This window comes from Erythrobacter tepidarius (assembly GCF_002155695.1).
GTDB lineage: Bacteria > Pseudomonadota > Alphaproteobacteria > Sphingomonadales > Sphingomonadaceae > Erythrobacter > Erythrobacter tepidarius.
Window position 1 is genome coordinate 179,724 of record NZ_MUYJ01000002.1, and the last position, 24,942, is coordinate 204,665.

General features: G+C 65.8%; 10 protein-coding genes. 2 read left to right on the forward strand and 8 right to left on the reverse strand.

Features of this window, described 5'->3' with window-relative positions:
• Window positions 1-4 precede the first annotated feature (4 nt).
• Window positions 5-1,801 carry a cytochrome c3 family protein gene (locus tag BZF61_RS02560; protein WP_086617065.1) on the forward strand — a complete coding sequence of 599 codons (1,797 nt, stop codon included), beginning with the start codon at window positions 5-7 and terminating at the stop codon, window positions 1,799-1,801.
• A 35-nt stretch (window positions 1,802-1,836) separates the two neighbouring features.
• On the forward strand, window positions 1,837-2,688 hold the full coding sequence (locus BZF61_RS02565; protein WP_086617066.1) for a metallophosphoesterase: 852 nt from the start codon (window positions 1,837-1,839) through the stop codon (window positions 2,686-2,688).
• Between the two features lie 117 nt (window positions 2,689-2,805).
• On the opposite strand, the gene BZF61_RS02570 is transcribed toward BZF61_RS02565, so the two are convergent.
• The 8 genes from BZF61_RS02570 to BZF61_RS02605 form a co-directional block, all read right to left on the reverse strand.
• Window positions 2,806-6,933: a hypothetical protein gene (locus BZF61_RS02570; RefSeq protein ID WP_211276703.1), complete on the reverse strand. Its 4,128-nt coding sequence runs from the start codon at window positions 6,931-6,933 to the stop codon at window positions 2,806-2,808.
• Entirely contained in the window at window positions 6,933-8,789 is a 1,857-nt protein-coding gene (locus tag BZF61_RS02575; protein ID WP_086617067.1) for a hypothetical protein, read from the reverse strand. The genes BZF61_RS02570 and BZF61_RS02575 overlap by 1 nt, the downstream gene beginning before the upstream one ends.
• A 2-nt stretch (window positions 8,790-8,791) precedes the next feature.
• Window positions 8,792-10,729 (reverse strand): heme-binding protein, encoded by a 1,938-nt coding sequence (locus BZF61_RS02580; RefSeq protein ID WP_245804473.1) that lies wholly within the window; start codon window positions 10,727-10,729, stop codon window positions 8,792-8,794.
• Between the two features lie 14 nt (window positions 10,730-10,743).
• Window positions 10,744-12,081, reverse strand: a complete 1,338-nt coding sequence (locus BZF61_RS02585) for a multiheme c-type cytochrome (protein ID WP_086617069.1) — start codon at window positions 12,079-12,081, stop codon at window positions 10,744-10,746.
• A 303-nt stretch (window positions 12,082-12,384) separates the two neighbouring features.
• Window positions 12,385-13,128 carry a hypothetical protein gene (locus BZF61_RS02590; RefSeq protein WP_143736865.1) on the reverse strand — a complete coding sequence of 248 codons (744 nt, stop codon included), beginning with the start codon at window positions 13,126-13,128 and terminating at the stop codon, window positions 12,385-12,387.
• Entirely contained in the window at window positions 13,115-15,175 is a 2,061-nt protein-coding gene (locus BZF61_RS02595; protein ID WP_086617071.1) for an adenylate/guanylate cyclase domain-containing protein, read from the reverse strand. The genes BZF61_RS02590 and BZF61_RS02595 overlap by 14 nt, the downstream gene beginning before the upstream one ends.
• 18 nt (window positions 15,176-15,193) lie before the next feature.
• Window positions 15,194-18,253, reverse strand: a complete 3,060-nt coding sequence (locus BZF61_RS02600) for a CHAT domain-containing protein (protein ID WP_086617072.1) — start codon at window positions 18,251-18,253, stop codon at window positions 15,194-15,196.
• Between the two features lies 1 nt (window position 18,254).
• The gene (locus tag BZF61_RS02605; RefSeq protein WP_086617073.1) at window positions 18,255-24,941 is read right to left on the reverse strand and encodes an MBG domain-containing protein; all 6,687 of its coding nucleotides are present in this window, start codon (window positions 24,939-24,941) and stop codon (window positions 18,255-18,257) included.
• Window position 24,942 lies beyond the last annotated feature (1 nt).

Here is a 24,942-nt window from a genome sequence, read left to right on the forward strand (position 1 = left end):
GGCGATGGCATTCCTGATCCGCACCATTGATTTGACCGCCGCCGGGCGCGAAATCGTCCGCGACCGCATGGTCGATCAGGCCAGCCTGACGATCGGGCGTGCAGCAGAAAACGATATCCACCTGCCCGACCTGGCAGTCGAGCAGAACCACGTCCGTCTTGTTCTTCAGTCCGACGGCACCTTGCTCGCCGCCGCGCTCGGTACGCTGGGGTTCGGGCTCGACGGGCGCACCGTCACCCAAGGCGTGATCGACCCGCGCACCGGAGGCGAGATCGCGCTGGGGACCGCACGCCTTGCCGTGGCGCGCGAGAGCGACGGCAATATCTCGATCACCATCCGCCAGATCATCCCGGACGAGGGCAAGGACGATGCGCTGCGCGGCTTCGCGCTCGCCAGCGTGCTGCCGTCCAAGCGCGCGATGAGCTGGATCTTCGCCGGCGCGATTGCGCTGTTGCTGCTGCTCGTTCCGATCGGCAGCCACCTGCTGCGCACGCCGGCCAAGAACGATCCAGAGGGCAAGACCCCTGGTCAGGTGCTGATGGATGCCGCCTGGTCGACCGGCGATCTCTCGCTCCGGCACCACAGCCTTGAGGACAATTGCGAGAGCTGCCACGTCAAGGCTTTCGAGAGCGTGCAGGATGAAACCTGCATCTCGTGCCACAAGGACACCGCCGCTCACGCTGCGATGCCGCGTCAGACCAAGGGGATGCCGGCCTTGTCCGTCGGTGATGCGCTGCAATGGAACATCGCCCAAAGCCTCGGCAAGGAAGGCCCGCTGGGCTGCGTCTCGTGCCACAGCGAGCATGAAGGCAAGGTCCGCCAGCAGCCGGCCAGCGAAGCCTTCTGCGCGGACTGCCACGACAATCTCGACAGTCGCCTGACCGACACCAAACTGGCCGACGCGCATGATTTCGGCAAAGCGCACCCGCAGTTCCGCCCGGTATTCTACGCCAGCTTCGGTGCGACCAAGCCGGTGCGCGCCTCGCTCGACACCAGACCGGTCGAACGTAGCGGGCTGAAGTTCCCGCATGATGTCCACATGAATGCCCGCGGCGGCGCGGCGCGGATGGCGGTGAGCCTTCCCCGCTATGGCAAACCGCTCGAATGCAAGGACTGCCACAACCTCAACGCCGACAAGATCGGCTTCAAGCAGGTGAAGATGGAGGACGCCTGCGAGAGCTGCCACAGCCTCGTTTCCGGGCGCACGGCCGGAGGCGGCTTCAGCAAGCTGCGCCACGGCAATGTCAAGCATCTGGCGGAAGACCTTGCGCGCATCAGCACCGGTCCGCGCGCCACGCCGGCCTCAAGCCGCAAGCGCCCCGGCCAGTTCGCGCGCGGCGGGACCTATGCTGCCGATTTCGGTCGGCCGGTGCGCGCCTATATCGGCCTGTCCAACGCGCTTTCGGAAGGCGGGATTTGCACCGAGTGCCACATTCCCACCCGCAAGGCCGGGCAGGCCGATCTGATTCCGGTCAACCTGCCCGATCGCTTCCTCGTCAGCGGTTTTTTCAGCCACGAGGCGCACAAAAAAGAGAAATGCACCGATTGCCACGCCGCCGACACCTCGAAACAGGCTAGCGACCTGCTGATCCCCGATCTCAAGTCTTGCCGCGATTGCCACCTCGGAGCGACGGCAGTGAAAACCAGGAAGATCGTGCCCTCGTCCTGCGCGATGTGTCATTCCTATCACGTCCCTTCGGGCCAGTGGTCGCCCAAGGGACCCGAACCGCACTACCAGCCCGCCGCCCCGCCCCTGGTGAGAGCGCGGGTTGCAGCAATCGCAGGGACCGCTAGAAATTGACGATGGGCGGGAACGCTACAACTTCATCTCAGGCGGTGCTGATCGCGCAGATGACCGACATTCATGTCGGCTTCGCCCCCGATGACAAGCCCGAGGAACTGAACCTCACCCGGTTCCGCGCCACGCTGGAGCGGCTGCGGTCAGGCCCCAACATGCCCGATATGCTGGTTCTGTCGGGCGACATCACCGACCACGGCGATGCGGAAAGCTTCGCCAAGGCCGCCGATCTGCTGCGTGAGATGCCTTTCCCGATCGCACCGATGGTCGGCAATCACGACAGCCGTGCAGGCCTTTTGGGGGCCTTCCCGCAGGTGACCCCGGCTGACGGTGGCTTTCTGCACTATGTCATCGAGGCGCGGCTTGGGCTTCGTATCATCTGTCTCGATACGCTGGAAGAAGGTCGCCACGGGGGCGCCTTCTGCGAAGCGCGGGCGCGCTGGCTAGCCGATCGGCTCGGCGAGGCGCCCGAGCAGCCGACGCTGATCTTCATGCACCACCCGCCGGTGGTCGCCGGGATAGAATGGATGGATCCGGGCCAGCACGAGCCGTGGATGGAGCGCCTGCGCGAAGTGCTCACCGGACAGTCGCAGGTGCAGGCAATCCATTGCGGGCATCTGCATCGCCCGATCACCACCCGTTTCGCCGGCATCCCACTGGGCGTCACGCCTTCGGTCGCGCCGCTGGTAGCGATGGACCTCACCCCGATCGACCAGAAAGTGCCCGATGACCGCGAGCTGATCGTCACCGAACCCCCGACCTATGCCTTGCACCGGTGGGACGGCACCAGCCTCGTATCGCATTACGAAAGCGTGGGCGACTGGCAGATACTGGCGCGCTTTCACGCCGGCTTGCAGCCGATGATCGAAGGCATGTTCGCCGAGCGCTGAGCAGCGCACATCGCTTCCCGCAAGGCATCATCGCAAGGCCAGGATGGCTGATGATCGTCCACCCCGTCTCGATCGCGGCTTGCCGCGTTTCGGCTTGGCTTCGCCTCGAGCAAGCGCCTAGTTGCGCGCGCTGGCCCGTTGCGCTCCCCCCGGGCTGCGGCCAACCCAGCGGTTCATGTCGACATCGTCGCTCACCTTCCACGGCACGCCGCTGCGGGTCATGAACAGCCGCTCCATCTCAGGCCGGGTGAAGGGGCGCGAGCCGAGCCGCCCGAAAACCGCGATCTGCCCACCGGTCTCATCCACCGCACGGTCGCGATCGAGGCCCTTGCTGAGCGCGATGGCCGGTGTTGGCGTCTTCGCCCAGGCAATCAGTTCGGGCACTGGTGCAGGGCTGAAGCCGTAGAAATTGCGCTGGCTTGCAGGGCTGGTGAGTTGCAGCACCTTGATCCCGTTCCTCCCGTCCGCGACGTAAGCGAAGAGCGAGGCATTGGTGGAGGCGACGATCACGTCCTCGGCATCGTTGAGCAGACCATCGAAGGTCACCTTCTGGAAGATCCGCGGGCGCGTGGGGTTCTTGACATCGAGGATCACCAGACCATCGGCCTTGGCCGCGACATAGGCATAGGTGCGCGCAATATAGATGCGCCGCGCATCGGCGAGCGGCACACTCGCCTCGGGCACGGCGACCGGATTGCGCAGGGAGGTGACATCGAACAGCTTTACCCCGTCGGCATCGCTCACCCACAGGTAGCGGAACTGCACCGCGCTTGCCCGGGCATCGCGAAGCGCGCGCACCGCGGCCAGCCGCGGCGCGTCAGGATTGGCGAGGTCGACCACCACCAGCCCCTTGTCCGCAGTGATGTAGGCCACTTCGCCCGCCAGCACGATGTGCCGTGCTCCATTGAGCACCCCGTCCGGGTTCCACGCGGTCGTACCGTCGGCATAGACCTTGCGACGCAGCTGGTTGTTGCGGAATTCACCATCCGCCAGCGTGTTGACGTCGACGAGGATCAGACCTTCCACGCTGTCGGTCACCGCGGCGTAGTTGTAGATCGGCAGGAACGGCTGTTCCTGGTTCATCTCACGCATCTTTTCGGTGTTGCGCGCGGGCGCGACCGGCTGATTGGTGGCCAGCGCCATGCAGGTGGCATTGGTGGTCTTGACCTGCGTGTCATGGCCCAGAGCTGAGAACGGCCCCTTGAGGATGCGCTCCGAGGTGCCCTTGTTGGCGATGCTGGCAACGTCATAGACGACAAAGCCGCCCTTGCCCTCGGCCACGAACATATATTCGCCGCGCAGCTGGAGGCAGCCCACGCGGTCCGGCGTGCCCTCGTGGATGTTGACGAATTCCTCCATCGGATGGGTCTCGCCCGAGAGGTTCTTGTCGAAGGTCTTGCCGCGCACCCAGTTCTTCAATTCGCGGCCGTTCTGTTCGACGTGGAGCTTCCAGTAATCGGGATAGGCATAGCGGTGAAGGTAGGATCCGATCACCGCTTGCGGCTCATCATATTCGGTCACGCGCGTGGCCTGGAACCCGCCTTCGAGCCCGGCCCATGCATTGAGCCCGACGAAATTGACATAGTTCGTGCCCAGCAACAGCAGCTGCGCCATGATTGCGTTGTTGTCATCCTTGGCCGACAGGTGGCAATCGGTGCAGGTCTTGGTCTCGGTCTTGCGCACGGTGTGCGGAAAGTGCGGCGCGAAGGCTTGCGAGGAAAAGCCGATCGCGGAAATCGGCGGCTGCTGCACATAGATTCGTTCGCGGTTTATGTTGGTCGAGGAGAGCACCAGCGCCGAGGACGAACGCACGGGCGCAATCTGGCCGCCCTTGGTGGTCATGTGCTTGCCGAGCTGGAACATTTCATCGCGCGCAACCTGCGGGTTATAGGTCGCGAAATTGCGCGTCTCGCCGCCTTCGTAGCGGTGGACCTTGCTCTTCCAGTTGGCCTCGATTGGCAGGTGGCAGCCGCCGCAGCTGGTCGTCCAGGAGAGGTGACAGGTGAAGCACGCCATGTCCGGATCGCGGTGCGCGCGCTCGTCTGCCGGGATACCGGTGCCAAATTCGAAATTGCCGGTTTCCGCGCCATACCGGCTGACGAGCTTGGCGCGCGCCGCCTTGGCGTTGAATTCCGGCGTGGCCGGATCGACGCTGTCCTTGACGAGGCTCATCTCCCATTCGAGATTGGGATCGACGATCGAGCGTTGGATCAGCTTGCGCCGGCCATCGGCACCTTCCATCCATTCGAACCGCCGCTTGCCATCGGGATTGCGCAGCAGCAACAGGTTGTGGCCTTCGGGCGGCGCCGCCGGGCCGCTGGTGCGCAGCGTCGGGTAGGCGTCGGGCGTGCCGTGGCAGTCCTTGCAGGTTATCTCGATCGCATTGGCGACTTCGCCATAGATCAGCCCGTTGCCGTGGCTATCCTGCTCGAAGTGGCAATCGGCGCACTGCATCCCGACTTCGGCGTGGATGTCCATCAAGTGAACCGCCTTGCCCGGATTCTTGCCGGGCCCGACGAACTGGCCCTCGTCCTTGCGGCGCCACTTCTCCGGATCTTCGGGATCGATGATATTGCCTTCGGCGTCGAGCAGGTTGCCCTCACGGTCACGCTTGAAGATCGCGCGGAAGTTCCAGCCGTGGCCGTGGTAGTCGGCGAACTGGGTGTCCTTGAGCTTGGGGTTCAGGTCATACACGTTGCGCAGGAAGTCGAGATCGGCCCACTTGCCGCGCGGCGCGGCGCCTTCGGGATTGCGATCATTAACAGCGCGCACTTCCTCGGCGGTGGGATATTTCTGCTGTTCCGGCCACATGAAGGGCGCGTCGGACTCATAATCCCACATGGTGTAGCCGAGGAACGAGTTCAGGAAGATGTTGGGCTGGTGCATGTGGCAGTTCATGCACTGGCTGGTGGGAATGGCGCGGGTGAAGACGTGCTGGAGCGGGTGGCCCTTCTCCTTCTGCTGCCCGTTATAGGTGAGCGTGTCGTCGGCATCCTTGCCCGGCCCGCTCGCCCCGCCGTGAGCATCGTCTCGGCTCTGGCCCGGTTCCTTGACCGCCCCATGGCGGCGCTTGCCCTTGCCATAGCCGGCTGCGTGCTCGAGCTTGGCAGCGATGGTCGGATCGACCGAGATCGACTGACCGTCGCGCCCATATTGCGCATAGATCAGCGAATGGCGCGGCTCGCGGTCGTTGGCGTAGATCACGTGGCACGAAGCGCAGCCCGAATGGCGATAGTCACCCGGCTGGTCATTGGTGCCCATGAACCAGGTGAAGGGATCATTGAGGCGGGTCTTGTGGATATTGAGCACCGGAATCGCGACGCGCAAGCCCGTGCCGGGGCCGCGGTTCGACTGCTTGAGATCGGGCCGCCCCGGCTCTTCCAGACGCTGGATCTGGCCGGTCGGATTGGGCAGGCCGATTTCCGGAAACTGCGAGTTGATCGTGCGCCCGCCGCGCTCGAACACGCGGAAGATATCGCCCGGCGGGATCACGTGCCAGGTCGGCAGCGGATACATTTCCGCAAGGACACCGCGCGCGATCTGGTCTTGCGAGAGCTTGCCGTCTGGCCCGGCGCCCGGTGTGGTGATCTTCGCGGCCTTGCCGTCGCGGGTATAGGCCTCGCCCAGCAGGTAGTTCTTGAAGGGCAGGATGCCGTTGTTGTAGCTCGCCCCACCCCACAGCATGGCGCCGGTCGCCATGATCGAGCGTTCGGCGCTCTCGATCGCCTGGATATGGCACGCCCCACAGGCATCGCGCGCGACCCGGTAGTCCGACGGGTTCACGAACTTGATGAATTCCGGGCTTTCCTTGTTGAGCAGCGCGTAGGAACGCTTGGGGTTGGCCGAAGACGGATAGTGCCAGCTGTCGGGATACTTGGGCAGCACGTGCGCCTTGTCGCGCGCGGCGACGTAGTCGGGATGGTCATGCGGCAGCTCGGGATTGCCGCGCACCGTGGCATCACCCCCGTGGCAATCGGTGCAGCCCAGCCGCACCGCCGGGGTCAGGTGCATGGTCGGCGCGTCGGTCTTGACGTGACAGGTGTTGCAGCCTTCCGACTTGGCCTCCATCTCCGCTACGGACTGACGCGCTGGAGCCGGCGGCGCGATCACCCGGGAATAGTCCCGCTTGACGGGCTTTTCCTTGTCCGCCGCCATGGTGTCACCAGCGAAGAGCGCCAGAGCGAGCAACAGCGCCGACATCAGCAAGGCGATATGACGAACGAGGGGTTGGCCGAGCTTGAGCATCAGTAGGTCAGCACCACGTTGGCAAGGACGGAATAGAAATTCCGGTCATTATCGAGCGTGTCGAACAGATCCTTGAAGCCGTCACCGGCCAGCAGCGTCGCCGCCGAAAGACGCAGGACGATGTTCTGGGTCGCCTTGGGCCGCCAGATCGCCGCGGCGGAAAGATCGAAACCGATCTCCTTGGGAATCGACCCTTCGTTGCGCAGCGCCTCGAGGTTGGAGGTGTTCTCGAACCACAGGTGGTTGGCATTGGCAGAAAGACGGAACTGCGGCGTCAGATCGAAATCCGCGCCCACGCCCAGCAGCATCAGGCCGGGATTGTTGAAGTTGCTCTGCCCCTGCTCCTTCGACGAGCGCAGCGAATTGAGCAGGCCATTGCGACCATTGACGCCGATCGCCCGGCCACCACCGGCGAAGGGAATGGTTTGGCGGATCCAGTAGGAGGTATCGGCCCCGGCAAAGACCGGGTTCTCGAAGATCGCGTCAAACCCACCTTCCTTGTCGTCATAGGGATCGCTGTCGCCGCTGGCATAGGCGCCCGACAGGCGGAAGCGCATCCAGTCCTTGTCATAGCTCGCCTCGATCGCGGCGAACTGGGCATTGATGTCGGCCGGACGGTCGGTGAAGAAGGAATTGCGGTCTTCGCCCAGCGCCCAGTAGAAGCTGCCCGTCAGATTGACCCGGCCAATCCGACCATCGACATTGTAGCCGAGATAGACCACGTCATATTCGCGCCCCCTCAGCGTCCCCAAAAGCGCCGGGCGCACCGGGAAGCCGTTGGTGTCGATCTGGATGTCGTCGGCCTCGCGGTTCATGTTGTAGACCACGGTGAACTGGCTGGTTAGCGCCGGGATCAGGAAGTCCTGCCGGTAGGCATTGGCGACGAAGACGAAATCGTCGCGCGGGGAGCGCAGGATCGCGTTGAGGCCGGAATTGGTGTCCTTCTCCAGCCGCCAGAAGGCGCCGAGGTTGAACTGGAAGCGGTTGTTGTCGCGCGATCCGAACAGCCGCACGCCCAATTGTTGGTCGTTGAACAGGAAGCCGCGGAAGTCCGACTGGAACGGCTGGATGCCGGCGCGGACCGAGATGAAATCGAAGCGGTCGCTGTCGAACTGGCTGAAGTGGTAATCGATGAAGGCTTCCTGCACCCCGAGGAATTGGTCCAGCCTATGGCTCGGCTTCGAGGGCTCGACGAACAGCACGCGCCGTTCAGGCACGTCGACATAGTTGACGTTGTAGGCCAGCGTCAGACGATATTCGATCGTTGGCGGCTTGAAGGTGGTTGAACCCTTGAGCAGCGCGAAACCCGCGATGAAAGTCTGGCTGAAGACCTGCGAGAAATCATTGCCGAAGACGTCGAGGCGATCGGGATCCTCGGTGGTCTGCACCCCGACAGGGATCGGGAAGGTGCGCGGCTCATAGACGGTATCGGAGATGAGGTTGGCGACGAAAAACCAGTCGTCACCCTTGATAGGCAGCCACGGAACCTTTTCGCGGTTGATCGGCCGATCACCCTTGTAGGTATTCTGGTTGTAGGGATCGAACAGGTTTTCCCTGACCAAGCCAAGGCTTTCGATCAGCCGCCAGCGGTCGGGGATCGGCAGCTGATCCTTGGGAAAGGCCTCAGGCGGCGGAGCGCGCACCGCGCCTTCATTCTTCTGCTCGATCCGCTCGGGCAAAGGCGCATTGTAGCCCGGGCGCTGGCGCCCCTCGATGATCTCCGGATCGACCGGCGGCACATCCTGCTCCCAGTCGCGCGCCGGGGCCTCGCCCGGCGGCGTGATCGGGGCCTCCATCTCGTCCGGTGGCGGCGGAGATGCCTGGCTGAGCAAGAGTGCGGGGAGGAGCAGGCTCATCGCTACAACCCCTCGCACACATTCTGCGCGGTCGTATCGAGGAAGGGCGCGAAGGGACAGTTGACATAACGCAATCGCACCTGACGACTGCCGACCTGCACCACGATCCGGTCGGCCCGACGGTCGGCCGGGGCATTGCCGATCCCGCCGATCCGGACCCCGGCATTGTTGAGGCCGAGAAAGCTGATCATGTCGTCCTGGTCGATACCGTCACCCGAGACGCCGATCCCGCCTACCAGTTGCCCGCCGCGATAGACCGGCACCGAGCCGGGGAAGATCTGGATGCCATTGGCGAGCCGCGAAGGCCCGCCCGCGATCGGCGGCAGGCCGGTGCAACCACGCGGCGTGTCGGTCGCGCTCGCCCCGGTGACGAACTGGAGATGCTGGGCGAGATTGCCGAGCACCAGCGCGCTTTGCAAACCGGTCGAGAAGGGGCTGAACTGCTCGATCGGGCGTGACAGCGGGCCATTGGCTTGGCCCACCTCGCCATCGGGGAAATAGGGGCGCGAAAGGTTGCCGCCCGCTCGGTCGGAAAAGGCGAAAGCCCCGGTCAGCGCGGCGGGATCGCCAAGGAAACTGCGCAAGCGCGATACGAACTGCGGCACTTCTCCGCCGGTCGCCAGCAATTCGTTTGCAGCAAAGCCGCCCGAGAAGAAATTGGCGGTGCGCGCCTTCTGCAGGCTCACGTCGATACCGAAGATCGGTGCGTCGGGCGAACGCACGATGCCCAGCACCCGCCCGCGCGTGTCGACCAGGCTGATCGTCACCTGCGCGCGGCTGTCGAGCGGCTGGCGGATCTGGGCGCGGGCGCGGCTCATCACCTTGAAGGCTTCCTCGAGGATCGCGGTCGCTTCGGCCGCGGTGAGCGGCGCGGTGACATCGCCCGCATCGGTTCCGCCGCGCACAGGGAAGCGATTTACTCCTGCCCCGTTGGTCAGCACGAAGGCATCACGGATGGAAAATTCCGCCGCCGTCGCCGGCCGGATCCCCGAGGCTTCGGTGCCATAGGCACTCCCCGCCAGCAGCGCCGCACCGGCATAGTAGCCTGTCACCGGAACCAGCGCGCCCGCCGTGGCCGCGAAAGTCGCGCCTGCGACATTGCCGATCTGCGGATATTCAATGTCGGTATAGCGCAGGCTCGTGCCGTCAGCGGTGATGCGGTCGGCGCGGATCGCGACCGGTGCCTCGAAGCCGACCGTGCCCGCCAATGCAATCGCCTCGTCGAGATCGTTGTCGCGGTCGAGCACATTGGGATCGAAGCCATAGACCCCGTCGGCCATCACTCCGATGCCGCCCACCACCACGCCGTTCTGGTAGAGCGGGAAGCCCCCCGGGTCGGCGGCAAGACCCAGCGGCGAGCGCTTGGGGCCGATCAGCCCGTCGCTCGCACGGGCGGCAAGATCAGAGCATGGCAGCTGGCTGAACTGGACCCCGAACAGCGGGCCGCTTTCAAGCCCTGCGGTGGTGGGCGCGGGCGGGAAGTGCTCCTGCACGATGAAACTCGCCGTGCGGGTCGAGAAGGCATTGCCGCCGCTCGACAGATAGGCCCCCGTGATCGCTTTGGCGATCGCAGCTCCGGCGCTGGGGATGATCAGGCCCTGCACGTCGCGGCTGCTGCCATCGGGAGCCGTCGGAACCCGCGCTGTCGCGGCCGCGCCCGGCATGGCGAAGACCGCGAGGACATTGCCGACCCGGTCCGTCACCGCGATCGTCGCCGCGGCATTGCGCGCTCGCGCTTCGGCGGCGGCCTGAGCGATGATCGTGCCAACCTCGGCGGAAGACAGGCTCTCGGCTGGCGGAATGGAGAAGAGGTTGCCGCTCGGTGGGGGCGGGGGCGGCGTGGTGCCACCGCCGGTGGCACCGCCGTTGCTCGACGGGCTGCCCCCGCCGCCGCAGGAGGCGAGCACCAGTGCGATTGCCGCGATCCAGCCGGCTTTCATCCTCCCCCGCATGATCACCGCAGCCTTCCGATCGCGCCCGCAGCCAGTTTCAGCGCAGCGCGGAATTCCGCCGGCCGATAGGCATTGGGCTCCTCGACCGCCTTGTAGGCCCGCGCGATATCGCCGCGGATGCCTGCCGCTGCGCCCTGCGTCACCCGGCCTTCCTTGACGAGCGCATTGAGCAGCGTGTCGACCGCCATCACCGCCTGCACCGATCCGGCATAGTCGGTAAAGCGCGGTGCCGTTGCCTCGCCTGCAATGATCGCGATCACCTTGAAGGCGTCGGCACTATCATAGGCCCGGCCTGACAAAGCATCCGCCAGCGCGCCCGCCCGGATCGCCAGCGCCTGCGCGGCGGCGCGGGCCTCGGCGGGTCCGGCACCCATTGCCTTGTGAAAGTCGCGCGCGGCGGCCTGGAACGCCCCGGCCTCGCCGGGCACCAGCGCGCCCGCGACGGCCTGGAGCATGATCATGTTCTCGTCGTTGAACGGCGGGTTGCCGAACGGGATCGGGCGGCCGGGATTGGTCTCGAAAGTGAGCTTGCGGCTCGGCCCGTCGGTGATCGCGCGGTGGCACGAATGGCAGTCGTAGAAATAGAATTGTGGGAAGACGCCTTCATAGGCGAACTTCGGCTGGGCAAAAAGGCTCGTTGCCCGCCGCACCGCCTCGGCCTGGCCCACCGCCCAGAAACGCACCGCATTGGGCGCGCCCTTGCGGCGGATGTAATCGGCATCGACCTGATGGTGCTGCTGGAGCGCGCTGAACAGATCAAGCTCAAACGAAAGGCGCGGATGGCCCGCGGCCATCATCGCGTGGGTGACGAACTGGCCGGGATTGCTCGACCCATAGTGGCAATCGAGGCAGACATTGGCGCGGGCCTTGGGATTGTCGAGCGGGGTCAGGCCGGCCGCGACATTCGAGCCATGGGTGGAGGGCAACGCGTAGTGTTCGGCCAGCCAGGTACCGCCCGCCGCTCCGTGGCAGCTTTCACATCCGACCCCGTCGGTGAGCGTGAACTTGGGCCCGCGCCGGGCGACCGGGGCATAGGTAGAATGGCAGCCGAGGCACGCCGGAGCCGAAGTTGCATTGCCCAGTCCAAGACTGGCGGCAATCTGTTGGCCGCGCCGGCCGGCGAGCACGGCATAGGCCCGGCTATGTGCGCCGGAGGAGGAGGAAGGTTCCTGCCAGGTGGCGATTTCGTCCTGCCGCACCACGGCGCCATTGCCCTCGGCCCGCCCGTGACAGGTCGAACCGGCACAGCTAGCGACGCCTTCAAAAGTGCCATTCCCGATTGCAGCGGATACCGGATAAAGCGCGATCAGTGCGATCACCGCCAGCAGCCGCATGGCCATGGGCCTGCGGATGAGGCCAGCGATCCCGTTCGCGACAACTCCCGTCATCCCATCCCCCCCGAGATGCTTTCAGCCGCCCTTCCCCACCGTCGAACCGACGCCGCGCGAGGCACACTAGCAGCCGCCCCCGCAGCCGCGCTTGTAGAGTTGCGTCAGGAAGCTCCTGCCGCCGACTCCACATCCGTCCGGCCTGCCCCTTGTCCCAATCTTGACGCGGCGATGCAACAGGCAATCGGCCATTAGCGCACAAGTCGCCATGGCGTCGCCCCGCCGGCAGGCCAAGCCGCCGGCAGGGCGAAGGGATCAAGCGGCTCCCTCGGCCGAGGCCTCAAGGGTGCTGGCCAGGTTTTCGAGCTGCACCGAGCAGCCCTTGGCGATCAACGCCTCGGCCAGCACATCGGGGGTTTCGACATCATCGGGAAGCAAGACGAAGCTGAGCCGCGCGCTTGTGCTGCCATCGGGAGCGGTGATCACGTAATCGTTGCCCTCGACAATCGGCAGGCGGGTGGGGTCAAGCGGGGCGACAGCAGCGACATCATCGAAGGTGACCTCGACCGTGCTGGTGCCGTCTTGCCCGGCCACGCGATACGTCTCGACATTGCCGGTCGCCGGACGCCACAGGCGGACTGTCGCCAAATCGTAGAGGCAGATCGTGCCCGAACGGGTGACATCGACATACCACAGGCTCGGATTGGTCGCGTTGATATCGGTATCGCCCCGCACGGCCCCAGTGCGCACGCGGGTGGCGGCGCGCTTGCGGGTGAGCGAGGCGAAGCGATCCGAGGCAATCTGCGGCCGGTCACCGACGCGGAAGGTACCCGCGCCCTTGATGACGCGCGTGCCTTCGGCTGTGAGCACGGTCACCACATCGCCCGGCTTGAGCGTGATCATGGCATTGTCGTCGAGCTTGGTGCCGACAGGATATTGGGTTGATGAAGGACCGGTTGACTTGACCACCACGCCGGCCATCGCCGACACCGGCAGAGCCAGCGCCGCGCCGCCCAGCGCCAGTGCCGCCATCGTCCGTTTCAATTTAGCCGAGAACATAGGTACCTCCCTCGTTCATTTCCTGCATCCGCTTTACCAGATTACGCAAAGCTGAATCATCCGGATGACGACCAGCCACATCCTGTGCCAGCCGAACCGCACCCGCGCGGTCTCCGGCCAGCGCCTTCGCGCAGGCCTCGGCGAGCAAGGCGCGATCCGCCTCGGGAAAATCGGGCGCGGGTTCAAACAGATCGACGGGACTTGACCTGCCACGCAGCACCACCCTGCCCATCGGTCGCCACCAGTCGAGCCCCGAGGCCTCGGCGAATTCACGGCTGGCCATCACGCTCGAATCGAGCGCCTTGTTGGCCGCCTCCAGCCGGGAGGCGGTGTTCATCGAGTCGCCGAGCGCGGTGTACTGGATGCGGGTCGCCCCGCCGAAATTGCCGATCACCGCCTCGCCATAATGCAGGCCCACACGGGTCTTGCCGATTTCGGGCAGATCAGGGTCCATCGCGGCGACCTCGCGGCGGAAGACTTCGCCTGCCAGCCAAATGGCATAGCCCGCCCGCGCCGCGCGGGTCCCGTCGTCGGGCCGGCTGATCGGCGCGCCCCAGAAAGCGACCACGGCATCGCCGACGAACTTGTCGATCACCCCGCCATGATCGAGCACCACCTGGCTGAGCCTGTCGAGATAGCGGTTGAGCAGCTTGGCGACCATTTCCGGCGCGATCGCGTGGCTCATCTTGGTGAAGCCTTCCAGATCGCTGAACAGCACGAAGATCGCCCGCTTTTCTCCGCCCAGATTGAGCAGTTCGGGCTTCTCGATAATCGCCTGGGCAATGTCACGCGGGATGTATTTGCCCAGCGCCCCGGTGGCGAAATTGCGCTGCACCGCGCCGGATGCGCGCATCGTCGAGGTGACCGCGCCGAACACGATGATCCAGCCCACCAGCCCGCCGACCGCCGGCAGGCCGTAGGTGTCGATGTTCTGCACTTGCAAGAGGAAGGGCGTGCCCTGAAAGAACACGAGCTGCCCGAAGCCGAACAGCGCCAGCCGCCGGGCAGGCCATTCGAGCAGCGCGGTCACCACCCCGGCCAGCACCGCCACCACCGCCATCAGCCAGATCACCCAGTCCGGGATCGGGGTCAGCAAGCGGTTATCGAGCATCTGGGCGATGATTTCGGCATGAACGCTTATCCCGGCGGGCACCTCGCCATTGATCGAGGTGAAGGTCGTCTCGACCCGGTCATAATCGACGATATCCCCGCCGATCAGGATGTATTTTCCGGAATACTGCTCTTTTAGGAATGGCAGGATTTCCGGGTCGGGATCGACGAAGAGATCGATCTGCGCCGGGGGGAACAGCACAGAATCCCGATATTTGGGCCGCCGGTAATCGATGGCGCCCTCGTAATCGGCAAAGGCCTTGGCCGGCTCCCCCGCCTCCTCCAGCATCACCCGCCCGAGCAACGGCGGCAGCCCAGGGCGGATGTCGGGCCACAGCCTGGTCGCCCCGAAGGTGTTGTCGAGCCGGATGCTGGCCGGGCGCGCATTGCTGCCCTTGAGCCGCGCCATGAAGCTTTCGAGGAATTGCTGCTGCTCGTATTCGATATCATCCGGATTGGTCGCCTTGGCGGCATAGGCGACTGCGACCGGGGTCTTCATCCCGCGCAGCACCGCGATCAGTTCCTCGTCCTCGTCCTGCGGCTGGTCGAACAGGATATCGATCCCGATCGCCTTGGGCTCGAAAGTGTCGAGCGTGCGCAGGGTCTTGGCGAGCAGGCCGCGATCGAGCGGCGAGCGCTTGCGTGCGGCGATCAAGGTCTGGTCGGTATAGACCACCAGAACGATGCGCTTGTCTTCCTCGACCAGATCGGCAGCATAATAGGCCCTGAGATCATAGAAGGCGCGCTCGGCCTCGCTGGTCAGCGGAGTAGGCACCGAGCCTCCGGGCAGAACCCAGCTGTAGCGTGCGATGAACAGCGCCACGCAGATCAAAAAGGCGGTGAGCGCCAGCTGGGCGGCGCCCGCTTCGCGGACATTGCGCCAAGCACGCCGCAGCCAGCCCAAAGGCGAAGCGCGTTTGGCTGGCGACTGGTTCACCGGGTGCCCCCCGGCGGCTCAGCGGACGAGACGCGCCGCGCCGTCACCGACCACGGCAAAGGCCGACCAATAGAACGGATGCGAAGTATCGGCATCGTCCATCAAGCTCAGCTGCGAATTGCGCAGCGCCTCGGCAGTCGCGCGCTCGTCGCCGGTGAACAGGCCCGCGATCAGGCGTCCAGTGGCGTTGAAGTCGTCCGGCACCGGCCAGTGGCTCGCCAGCACCGTGCGACCACCCGCCCCCACGAAGGCGCGCACCAGCCCGTCGAGCGCGAACTCGCCGCCGCTCGTCACCCCCGCCTCGCGGGTCGCGCCAACCGTGGCGCTGCCGGCGGTGTCGCAGGCCGAGAGGATCACCAGATCGGCATCGATGCGCAGGCCGAAGATTTCGGCAAAGCTCAGCAGTCCGTCAGAATCCTGCTGCTCGTCGAAGCTGGTCAGCAGCGCGGGGCGCGGCGGACATCCGGGCTGCGGCGCGGTGACGAGGCCATGGGTGGCAAAGTGCAGGATGCGGTAATCCGACAGATCGGCAAGCCCGATCACCGCGCTATCGGTAAATTGCCTGCCGGTTAGCACGCGGCTGGCGCCGCCGAAGCGGGTCGCGGCTGCGCGCAACTCGTCGGCCTTGACCGGATTGGCCCAGATATTCGGCGACCACTGGCAATTCTCGCCACCGTCAAGCGCCGCACGGGTGCGCGCGGCTCCGGGGGTCGCCGCGCCGATCGGCAGATTCTCGCCAAGGCCGAGATAGGCCCGGCTGGCCGCCGAAGGACGCGCCTTGCGCACATCGCGGAAGGCCGCAGCCCCCACCGAGGTGCTGATCCGCGCCGTGCGGCCCAGCCAGGCCGTGCCGCGGAAATCATACTCGTCCGGGTTCCTGCCCGCCAACCGCGCCTTGTAGGCCGCGACGCTGGCATCATCGGTCACCAGCAGGTTGATCGGCAGCTTGAGCAACGCGCCATCTGGCTCGAACACGATATGCTCAAGCCTGGGCAGGCGATCGGCGACCGGGGCGAACAGGCGCACGTAGAGCTCGCGCGAACGCTCGATGTCGAAGGGATAGGTCAGCACCTGACCGCCTTCGACCACCGCAATGCTCTCGCGAATCTTGGTCACCAGCCGCTCGAGCTCGGTCGGCGTCGCATCGGCGCGCCAAACCATTGCCTGGTCGGCCGCGGCATAGATCACGTAGGCATCGCTATCGAGTGTCACCAGCTTCACATAGGCCTCGCCCGGCGCGAGCATGGCCTGCAGGTCGGCAAGGCTGATCGCCTGGTCGCTCACCGCCCGATAGCGCGGATAGGTCGCGAGCTTTTCGAGCACTTCGGACTGCTGCACCTGAAGCTGCTCGAGCCGCTCGCGGCGTTCGGCAATCTGGGCGATCTGCTGACCGGTAGGCTCAGGCAGGGCTTCCAGTTCGAGCAGCGCCACGCGCTGCTGTTCGATCGCGCGACCGAGATTGGTCGCACTGCGGAACAGTTGCGAGGCCTCGTCGCTGCCGCCCGAAAGCTCGCGGGCGAGCACGGCCTGGGTCTGGGCAAGGCCGGGGCGCTGGAGCAGCTGACTGGCGGCGAACAGATCGCGCGCGGCCTCGGCAGCGGATGACTGGCCGTCGGTCAAGAGCGCGAAATAGGGGGTCATCAGATTGCGCAGCGAGGGTATCGGCCGGCCTTTGGCGCCGCCGACGATTGCGCGGTAAACCTCCAGCGCATCGTCGCGCCGCCCGGCGCGCGCGAGGAAGCCTGCCAACTGCGCCCGCGCGCTGTCGAGCACGGGGGCATCGGGATAGGTCACCTCCAGCAGGGCGATGGCCTGCCGGTGCAGCCCTTCGGCCTCGGCCGGCCGGCCGGAACGCTCGGCCACTTCGGCGAGTTCGCCGAGCACCTGCGCACGCAGCCAGACAACCGAAATCACCCGTCCATCGCGCACCTCGGCAAGGGTCGCCTCGGCCTCGCGCAGCAGCGCCTCGGCCTCGCCCGGACGGCCGAGCTGGCGCAGGGTAGTGGCCTTGAGATAGGCATGCTGCCCATCGAGCAGCCGTGCGCGTTCGGCCGGCGTGAGGCCGGCGCTGTAGCTGCCGGTGATGCGCGCGTTCTCTCCCGCCAGCTGGCCGGCCAGCGACCGCCCGAGCCGCAGCTGGCGCAGGTCTTCGGCATCGGTGAAGCCGGCGATAACCGGCCTATCGAGGATCGCCAGCGCGGCTTGGGGGTTGCGCTGGTTGAGCGCGTCCATCGCCTCGTAATTGCGCTGCAGGCGGGCCAGAACCGGGCTGCTGCCGCTGTCCTCGCGGCTGGCGGCGAACAGACGCCGGGCTTCGGCAAAGTTGCCGAGATTGGACTGCTGGAGCGCCGAGTTGAGCCGCGCCTCGGCGGCGCCCGGCCCGGCGAGCGCCGCGGCCGAAGCCGCGAAGAACTCCGCTGCCTCGGCGAACTTGCCGGCGTTGCTGCGGCGATAGGCCTCGATCAGCGCCTGGTCGGCCGAGATCGCTTCGGCCTGCTGACGCGCGAAGGCGAGATCGTCGGTCGCGCTGGTGAGCGGGATTTCGACCGTGCCTGGCATCACCCGATCGTTGGCGAGCGAGGCCAGAGCGAGTTCGAGCGCCTTGCCGTAGGCGGCAAGGCCGCTGGCGGCAAACGTCCGTCCACCGCGGCTGCCGACCAGCAGATCGTTGCGCACGATGCTGCCCGCGCGCGCGCAGGCGAGCCGCTGCACGCCCGATAGGCCGGGCACGGCGGCTCCGCCGCTGCTCGGGTTGCAGCTCGCATCCTGTCCGGCAAAGCGTGCGGGCGGGACCTCGGCAGCCTTGCCCTTGACCACCCAAAGCGTTCCAACCGGCATGGCGGCATCGCGGCAGATGATCGAGTAGCGCCGGTCGAACAGCCCTGCCCCCGGTTCGGGCGCAAGGATCTGCGCCTCGCACAAGCCGTTGGAACCAATCGGGAAAGTGTCACGCAGGCTGATCGGGGCGTCAATCTGCGAGCGCGCTGCACCCGGAACGGCGATCGCGCTGGCGGCGAGGCCAAACAGCGCCGAGGCAATGACGCATGCGGAGCGGGCGATAGGGCGATTGCGGCTCATCTTACTTATCCTCGCTGGCCGGCTTGGCGGTGCCGCTGCCCGAATAGAGCGAGGCATCGCCGCCACTCGTCACCGGATCGTCGAGCAGAGGATCCTCCGATATAAGCGGCGCTTCCGGCTCATCGGGGAAGTCTATGCCGAAACGTTCCTCTTCCACTTCGTCCGGGCTCGCCGGATCATCGCCGATGATCAGCGGTTCCTCGATGATGGTGGTGCTGGTAAGCACGTCCGGCGCCGGCGGCGGGTCGATCGTCAGCTGGCCGTTGACGAAGGTGATGGTGTAGTTGTCCCCCGCGGTGAGCGTGCCTTGGCGGATGGCATAGGTGCCGACAAATTCGCCCGGATCGCGCACCAGCGCGCCGGTCAGCTGGTCGCCGTTGACGAGATTGCCTTCCGTGATCTGGAAGGTGAACTGTGGATCGGGCCGGCCGAACAGGCGCGAGAAGCTGTCGGCAACCAGCGTCAGCGGCCGGGGCGTGATGGTCAGCTGGCCATTGTTGAAGGTGATGATGTAGTTGTCGCTCGCTGCCAGCGTGCCCTGGGTGATCAGATAGGTGCCGACACCGGTCGTCTGCCCGGCAGCGGTCGCCAGCGCGCCGCTCAGCTGGTCGCCGTTGACCAGCCCGTCCCCACCGATCGTGAAGGTCAGCGCCGGGTTGGCGTTGCCATAGACCCGGGTGATATTATTCGCCGTCACCGTGATCGGGCGCGGAGTGATGGTGAGCGTCCCCGGCACGAAGGTGAAGCCGTAGCCCTGCTGGCTCAGCAGCGTGCCAAGCGCGGCGTTGATCGTGAAGGTCCCGACCCCCGAGGTCAGCGTGGCTGCGGTGGTGAAGTCGGGCGTGCCGGTCAGGTCGACGGGGCCGTCACCCGGCAGGAACCCGGCAAAGCTTGCCGTGAACTGCGGGTTGGCGTTGCCATAGACGCGGGTCGCATCGTTGACCGTGACGGTGAGCACCGGAGAAATCCGGAAGGCCGCGAAATTGCCGCCCGGATTGAGCGCGTCGTAAGCGGCCTCGGTCAGCACGTTGTAGCGCCGCGCATAATTGGCGAAGCTGCCGATCTGGGAACCCGTCGGCGTGGCCGCGAAGATGCCGTAATGCCCGCCACCGGTGAGCACGAGGCCGGCATCGCCCGCGAGGTTGATCACCTCGCCGTCGAGCGAGGCCAGGTCGATTGCCCGCCCGGTCCCCGAGGCTGTCAGCACGCCATCGGCCAGCACGGTGATATCGCTGCCCGGGCTGGTGCCGAAGTTGCGCACATCGATCTGCCCGGCGGCAATGTTCGCCAGCGTGATCGCGCCATTGACCCGCTGCGGATCGCCAGCGCCATCGCGCAGGTGGATCGTCACCGTGCCGGTGCCGGCATCGATGCTGCTGCCCGCGGCCATGGTGATCGCGTTCGGTTCGGGCAGCGCCACGAAGGCCGCCGTGAAATCATTAGCGATGAGGGTCACATCGCCATCTGCCGCCACAAGCGCACCGTCGAGCAGGATCGAACGGCCCGCATCGAACGCGATCGACCGACCACCGATCAGGCCGCGGTCGCTGCCTTCGCCGGTCACGCTGATCGTGCCACCGGCATCGGCGAAGATGTCGTTGGTCGATCCGGCTGTGCCATCGCTGCCGATGATCCCGCCATCGGAAGTGGTGAAGGCCAGATTGCCGCCGGTGCTGAACACCGCGTTCTGGGCCCGCAAGGCCGCGCCGCGCACGATGACTTCGGAGGGCGTGTCGCTCAGCAAGCTCGTGAAATTGGTGGTTTGGGCACTGAGGTTGGCGGAATCGACCTCACCCGAGAGCACTTCGATCGAGAACCGCCCGGCAAAATTGCTGCCGCCGCCGTTGTTTTGGGAGCTGAGGCCGATATTGAAGGCGCTGATCCGCGAGCTGCCGTTTTCCTCGATCCAAAGACGGTTGAGCCCGCCGAAGGTCTCGCCGCTCAAATCGAAGACCGTGGTGAAGATCGGATTGCCCTGCTGATCGACCCCGATCTGGACCTGGCGTGATCCGATCGAGCTGGAGGCAAGGCTTTCGAGGAACAGCGATGAGACATTGATCTCCGATGCGCCCGCAAGCCGCACAAGCGTATCGCCCGCCACTGCCGTGCCACCGGCAACCTCGGAATTGCCGGACGCGGCATTGGCGAAAGTCAGCAAGTCAATTTCCGATGCCGTGATCGTCGAATCGATCAGTCGCAAGGTCAGGTCACCGGCCGTGGCATTGCCGACACCCGAAATCCCGTTGGCATCGTTGATCCCGAGGCCAGCAATGGCCTGCGAGGAGAATCGCAACGCGCTGACCCCGCTGCCGTCGACCGAAATCGTGACCTCGGTCTCGTTCAGCTCGGCGTTGATGCTGCCGCTCGTGGCGTTGCCGCCGATCGCCGCGTTGCCGCCTTGCGCGTCGGCTGCGATGAGGTTGTCGCCGGTCAGGCCGATGGTGGATGGATTGGTGAAGATGCTGACCGTGCCGCCCAGCGCCGTGCCGCCCAGTCCGGTCGTGACACTGGCATCGCCGCCGACTGCGCTGGCGGAGACCGAGAGCGCGCCGTCCAGGAAGATCGAGCTGGTGATCGAGATATCGACATCGCTGCCCTCGGCATTGCCGCCCTGCGTCACGCCGAGACCACCCCGTCCCACGCCATCGACCCGCACACCCACCTCGCCGTTCGCGCCGGTCTGGAATGCGATTGTCGAATTGTCGGCCGTGAACACCACCGTTCCGCCCAAGGCATCGCCGCCAATCGCGCCGTTGCCGCCCTGCGCGCCGTTGGCAAGCTCGATCAAGCCGATGGCGTTGACGGTGCTGTCGATCACCTCGAACCGCGCGTTGCCGGCGCTGGCGAAGCCGCCATTGCCGCTGCCGGTGCCATTGCCGCCCCGCACGCCGGCGTCGCCGGTGAGCTGCGTGATCAGGCTGCCGCCGTTGATGACGCGCACGATGCTATTGCCGCCGATAGCATCGCCGCCGGTGACATTCGTCGCAGCCCCTTGCGCCGTGCCGCCTTGGGTGAAGGAGGACAGTACGGTCTCACCCATGGAGAGCAAGCCGCCATCGGCCTCGATCATCGCGTTCCCACCGTAGCCGATGCCGCCGCTGCCGCCATTGACAATGGTATTGCCGCCGAAGCCGCTTGCCTGCAGGCGGATGGAGCCGACCGTGTCAGGATCGACCAAGGGCGTGGCTGGAAGGGTCACACTGCCGCCGAGCCGCGCGGCGAGCATCGCCGTGCCGCCGCGCCCGGTGCCGCCCACGCCGGTACCTGCGGTGGCCAGCCCACCCACCCCGTTGGCTGAGAGGATCGCTCCGAAATTCAGATCGTTCGACAGATTGTTGGTGACGTTGCTGGCAATCGTGATCTGGCTGTCGATGCCTTCAGCGGTGATGTCGGCACTGCCGCCGGTGCCGTTACCGCCGAAAATGCCGGGGATGTCGATTCTGGTGCCGCCGAAGCCGTTGGCCATCACTTGCACGGTGGCAAGGTCGACCACCCCGCCGCCCAAGGCCCGCAAGGATGAGGCACCACCCTGCCCGTTGCCGGCTTGCCCGGCAGTGCCCTCGGCCCCGCCACCGAAGCCGTTCGAGCTGACGATGGTGTTTCCGGTGATCGTGCCGGTGCCAAAGCTATCGCCCAGCACCCCGAGCTGGGCGATGCCGCCCGTTCCGTTGCCGCCGGTGAACTCGCCTGTGCCGCCACCATAGCCTTCGGCCCTGACTTCGGCTTCGCCGTTGATCTGGACGCTGATGCCCTGAAAATCGAGCACGGCCTCACCGCCGAAGCCGGTACCGCCATTGCCTAGCGAAGTGAGATCACCTCCACCAAATCCGCCGATGCCGTTGGCGCGGGCACTGAAGAAATCGGAGGTAAGTGAGCCGCCCAGGTCGCCGAAAGCCGCGGCAATGCCGCCCGTACCTATTCCGCCATTGGCGCCATCGCCGCCGCGGCCCTGCGCATTGAGACCGATAAGATCCGCCGTAACCGTGCCGGCGCGCACCGTGACGAAGGCATTGCCGCCCGTCGCATTGCCGCCGTCAGCAGTGGGGAAGTCACCGACCGAGAAGCCGCCCGTGCCGCCAACCCCGATCGCATCGAGAAACACCTGGCTGAAGCTTGCCGCGCCCTGCCCGACCGAGCCGTTCTGCCCGAGCAGTGCGAGGCCAGCCTGGGCCAGACCGCCGAAGGCATCGCCACCGCGCCCGCTGACCCCCAGGCTGCCACCGTTCCCGCCAGACCCGCCGAAGCCCGAGGATTCCGCCGCAGCGGTGCCATTGATGATCAGCCGGCCATTGTCTCCGCCCGCCAGCAGGAACGCCCCGCTGCGAAACGTCGGGTCGGCCTGATTGGGCACGGTGAACTGCCCGCCATAACCATCACCCCCACGTCCCGCTGGGGTGACAGGGCCATTCGCCGACCCGCCATTGCCACCCGTGCCGTTGGAGATGATCGTTGCCTGATTGCCGATCGACAGCAAGGCTGTCTCGGTCAGCGTACCATTGGCTTGGAAGGAGCTGTTGCCCCCGCGCCCGAGCCCACCATTGCCGCCAAAGCCGAATCTGGCATTGCCGCCACGGCCTTCGGCATTGGCAAAGCCGCTGCCGGCGATGGTAATCGCGCCGGTAATCGCATTGGCCCCGGCAATCCCACCAATACCGTCCCCGCCAGTCTGGCCATTGCCGCCTTCCCCAAGCGCATCGGCGTTGAAATCGCCGGCGATGCTGATCACGCCCGTGATTGTGCGGCTCGAGGCGCGCCCGCCCAGACCCGTGCCGCCAGTGCCCCCGGCATTGGTGCCACCGATGCCCTCGGCCGCCAGAGAAAGCAGCCCGCCGATCGTGATCTGCCCGTTTACATCGACGTTGGCGATGGCAATGCCCCCATCGCCGAGCGAGCCTGCGCCCGCATTGTTGGAACTGCCGCCGATGGCGCCGGCATTCAGCGATGCATCACCGCCAACCGAAATCGAGCCGCCGCTGTTGAGGATGTTGAGGAACGCATTGCCGCCATAGGCATCCGAGCGAGTCGAAGGATTGATCAGCGAACCCTGCGCGCCAATGGCACCCGCATCGACGACAAGGCTCCCGTCCAGCGTCACCTGCCCGCCCTGCGCGGCAAAGACCTCCGCCAGCCCGCCGCGCACGGTTGCGCCGGTCAGGATGCCGATCAGGCTGGTGCCGACCCCGCGCGCGCTGACGGTGGCATTGCCATTGATGTTGATCGTCCCGCCGGTCGAACCGATCCGCGCCGATCCGCCCTGCCCGGTGCCGGCGATCAAGTTGAGATCCTCAGCCCCCGCGAATCCGTCGGCGGCAACCAGCACGTTACCGCCAATGCTTATCGACCCGTTGCTGACGGCCTCGATCAAGGCCGCGCCCCCGGTCCCATTGATCTGGTCGAACGACTGAAGGCTCGATGAAACCAGGCCATAGTCCTGCGCCGAGACCAGCACATCGCCGGTGACCGACAGCCTGTAACCGTCGCTGGCGGTCACCTCCGCGCCTTCTCGCCCGACCACCAGCAGGTTGCCGTCGATTTGGCCGTCCCTGTCGTTCACGAAGACCTGTGTCCGATGGGTGCCGATCGCAAGGATGCTGCTGCTGATGTCGGCGTCTTCGACGATAATGTCGGCACGGACATTGCTGATTTCGGAATTGCCGTTGAAAACCGCGCCGATGCCATCGCTGACGCTGCCGCCGTCAACCATCCGTCCGGAGACGTTGTAATTGGCCGAGAGGATGATCTCGCCGTTGACGATCCCTGCGCTCAACGCCGGATCGAAGCCGAGATTGCCGCGGAAGATCATGCTGATCGGATCGGTCTGCGCCGCGGCGACAGCGTAGATCAGGTGATTGTCCCCAACCCCGTTGCTCGACGGGCCGCCGATACTGCCAGCGAGCTCCATCACCGAGCCGCTCGCGGCAGTCCCAACCGGCACAGAGATGTCGAACAGCCCGTTCGAAAAGCTGAGATCGACCACCTCGCCCGCGACATAGGCGTGGCTGCCGTTTATCCGCACGGTGGGGCCGAAAAGCTTCACATCGGCAGCGACCACGGCGAAGAAGGAATTTTCGGCGAGCGCCGAGATCTGTGCGCCGGAATTGATCTGGATCCGCGCAGTCGAACCCTGCAGGCCCTGCAGCGTCATGCTACCGCCGAATTCGGCGAAGTTCTGGAAGCCGGTATTGCTGACATCGAGCGTCGTCAGCATCAGGCTGCCGACATCGAAGGTGGCATTGTTGCCAATCAGGATGCCGGTGGGCGAATAGAAGGCGACAAAACCGCCCGGCACCAGCCCACCCGAGTTACTATCGAACACGCGCGAGATAACTGTGCCGTCGATCACCGCGATATTGCCATTGGTGGAGGGCAGGATGCGGTTGAGCAGCGCGAAATTGGGCAGCGACGGGCTCTCGAACCGCGCTGTCGCCCCGGTGCGGATAAAATCGAGCGCGTTGCCGCTGTTGTCTAGCACGGGTGTCCAATCGATCACGACCGTGGAAGTGAAGGATTCGACCAGCGTTTCGGTCGGCGACAGGTCGGTGATTTCTGCCGAGCCGAAAACCACATCGCCCGTGGCCTGAATGCCTTGCGCCCGCGCGCCATGGGGTGACAGCGCGAGCGCCAGAGCGAGAGCGGCGCTGCCGCAGCCGAGCATGAAGCGCGAACGGTGCCGGACGGGTTGCGTCATC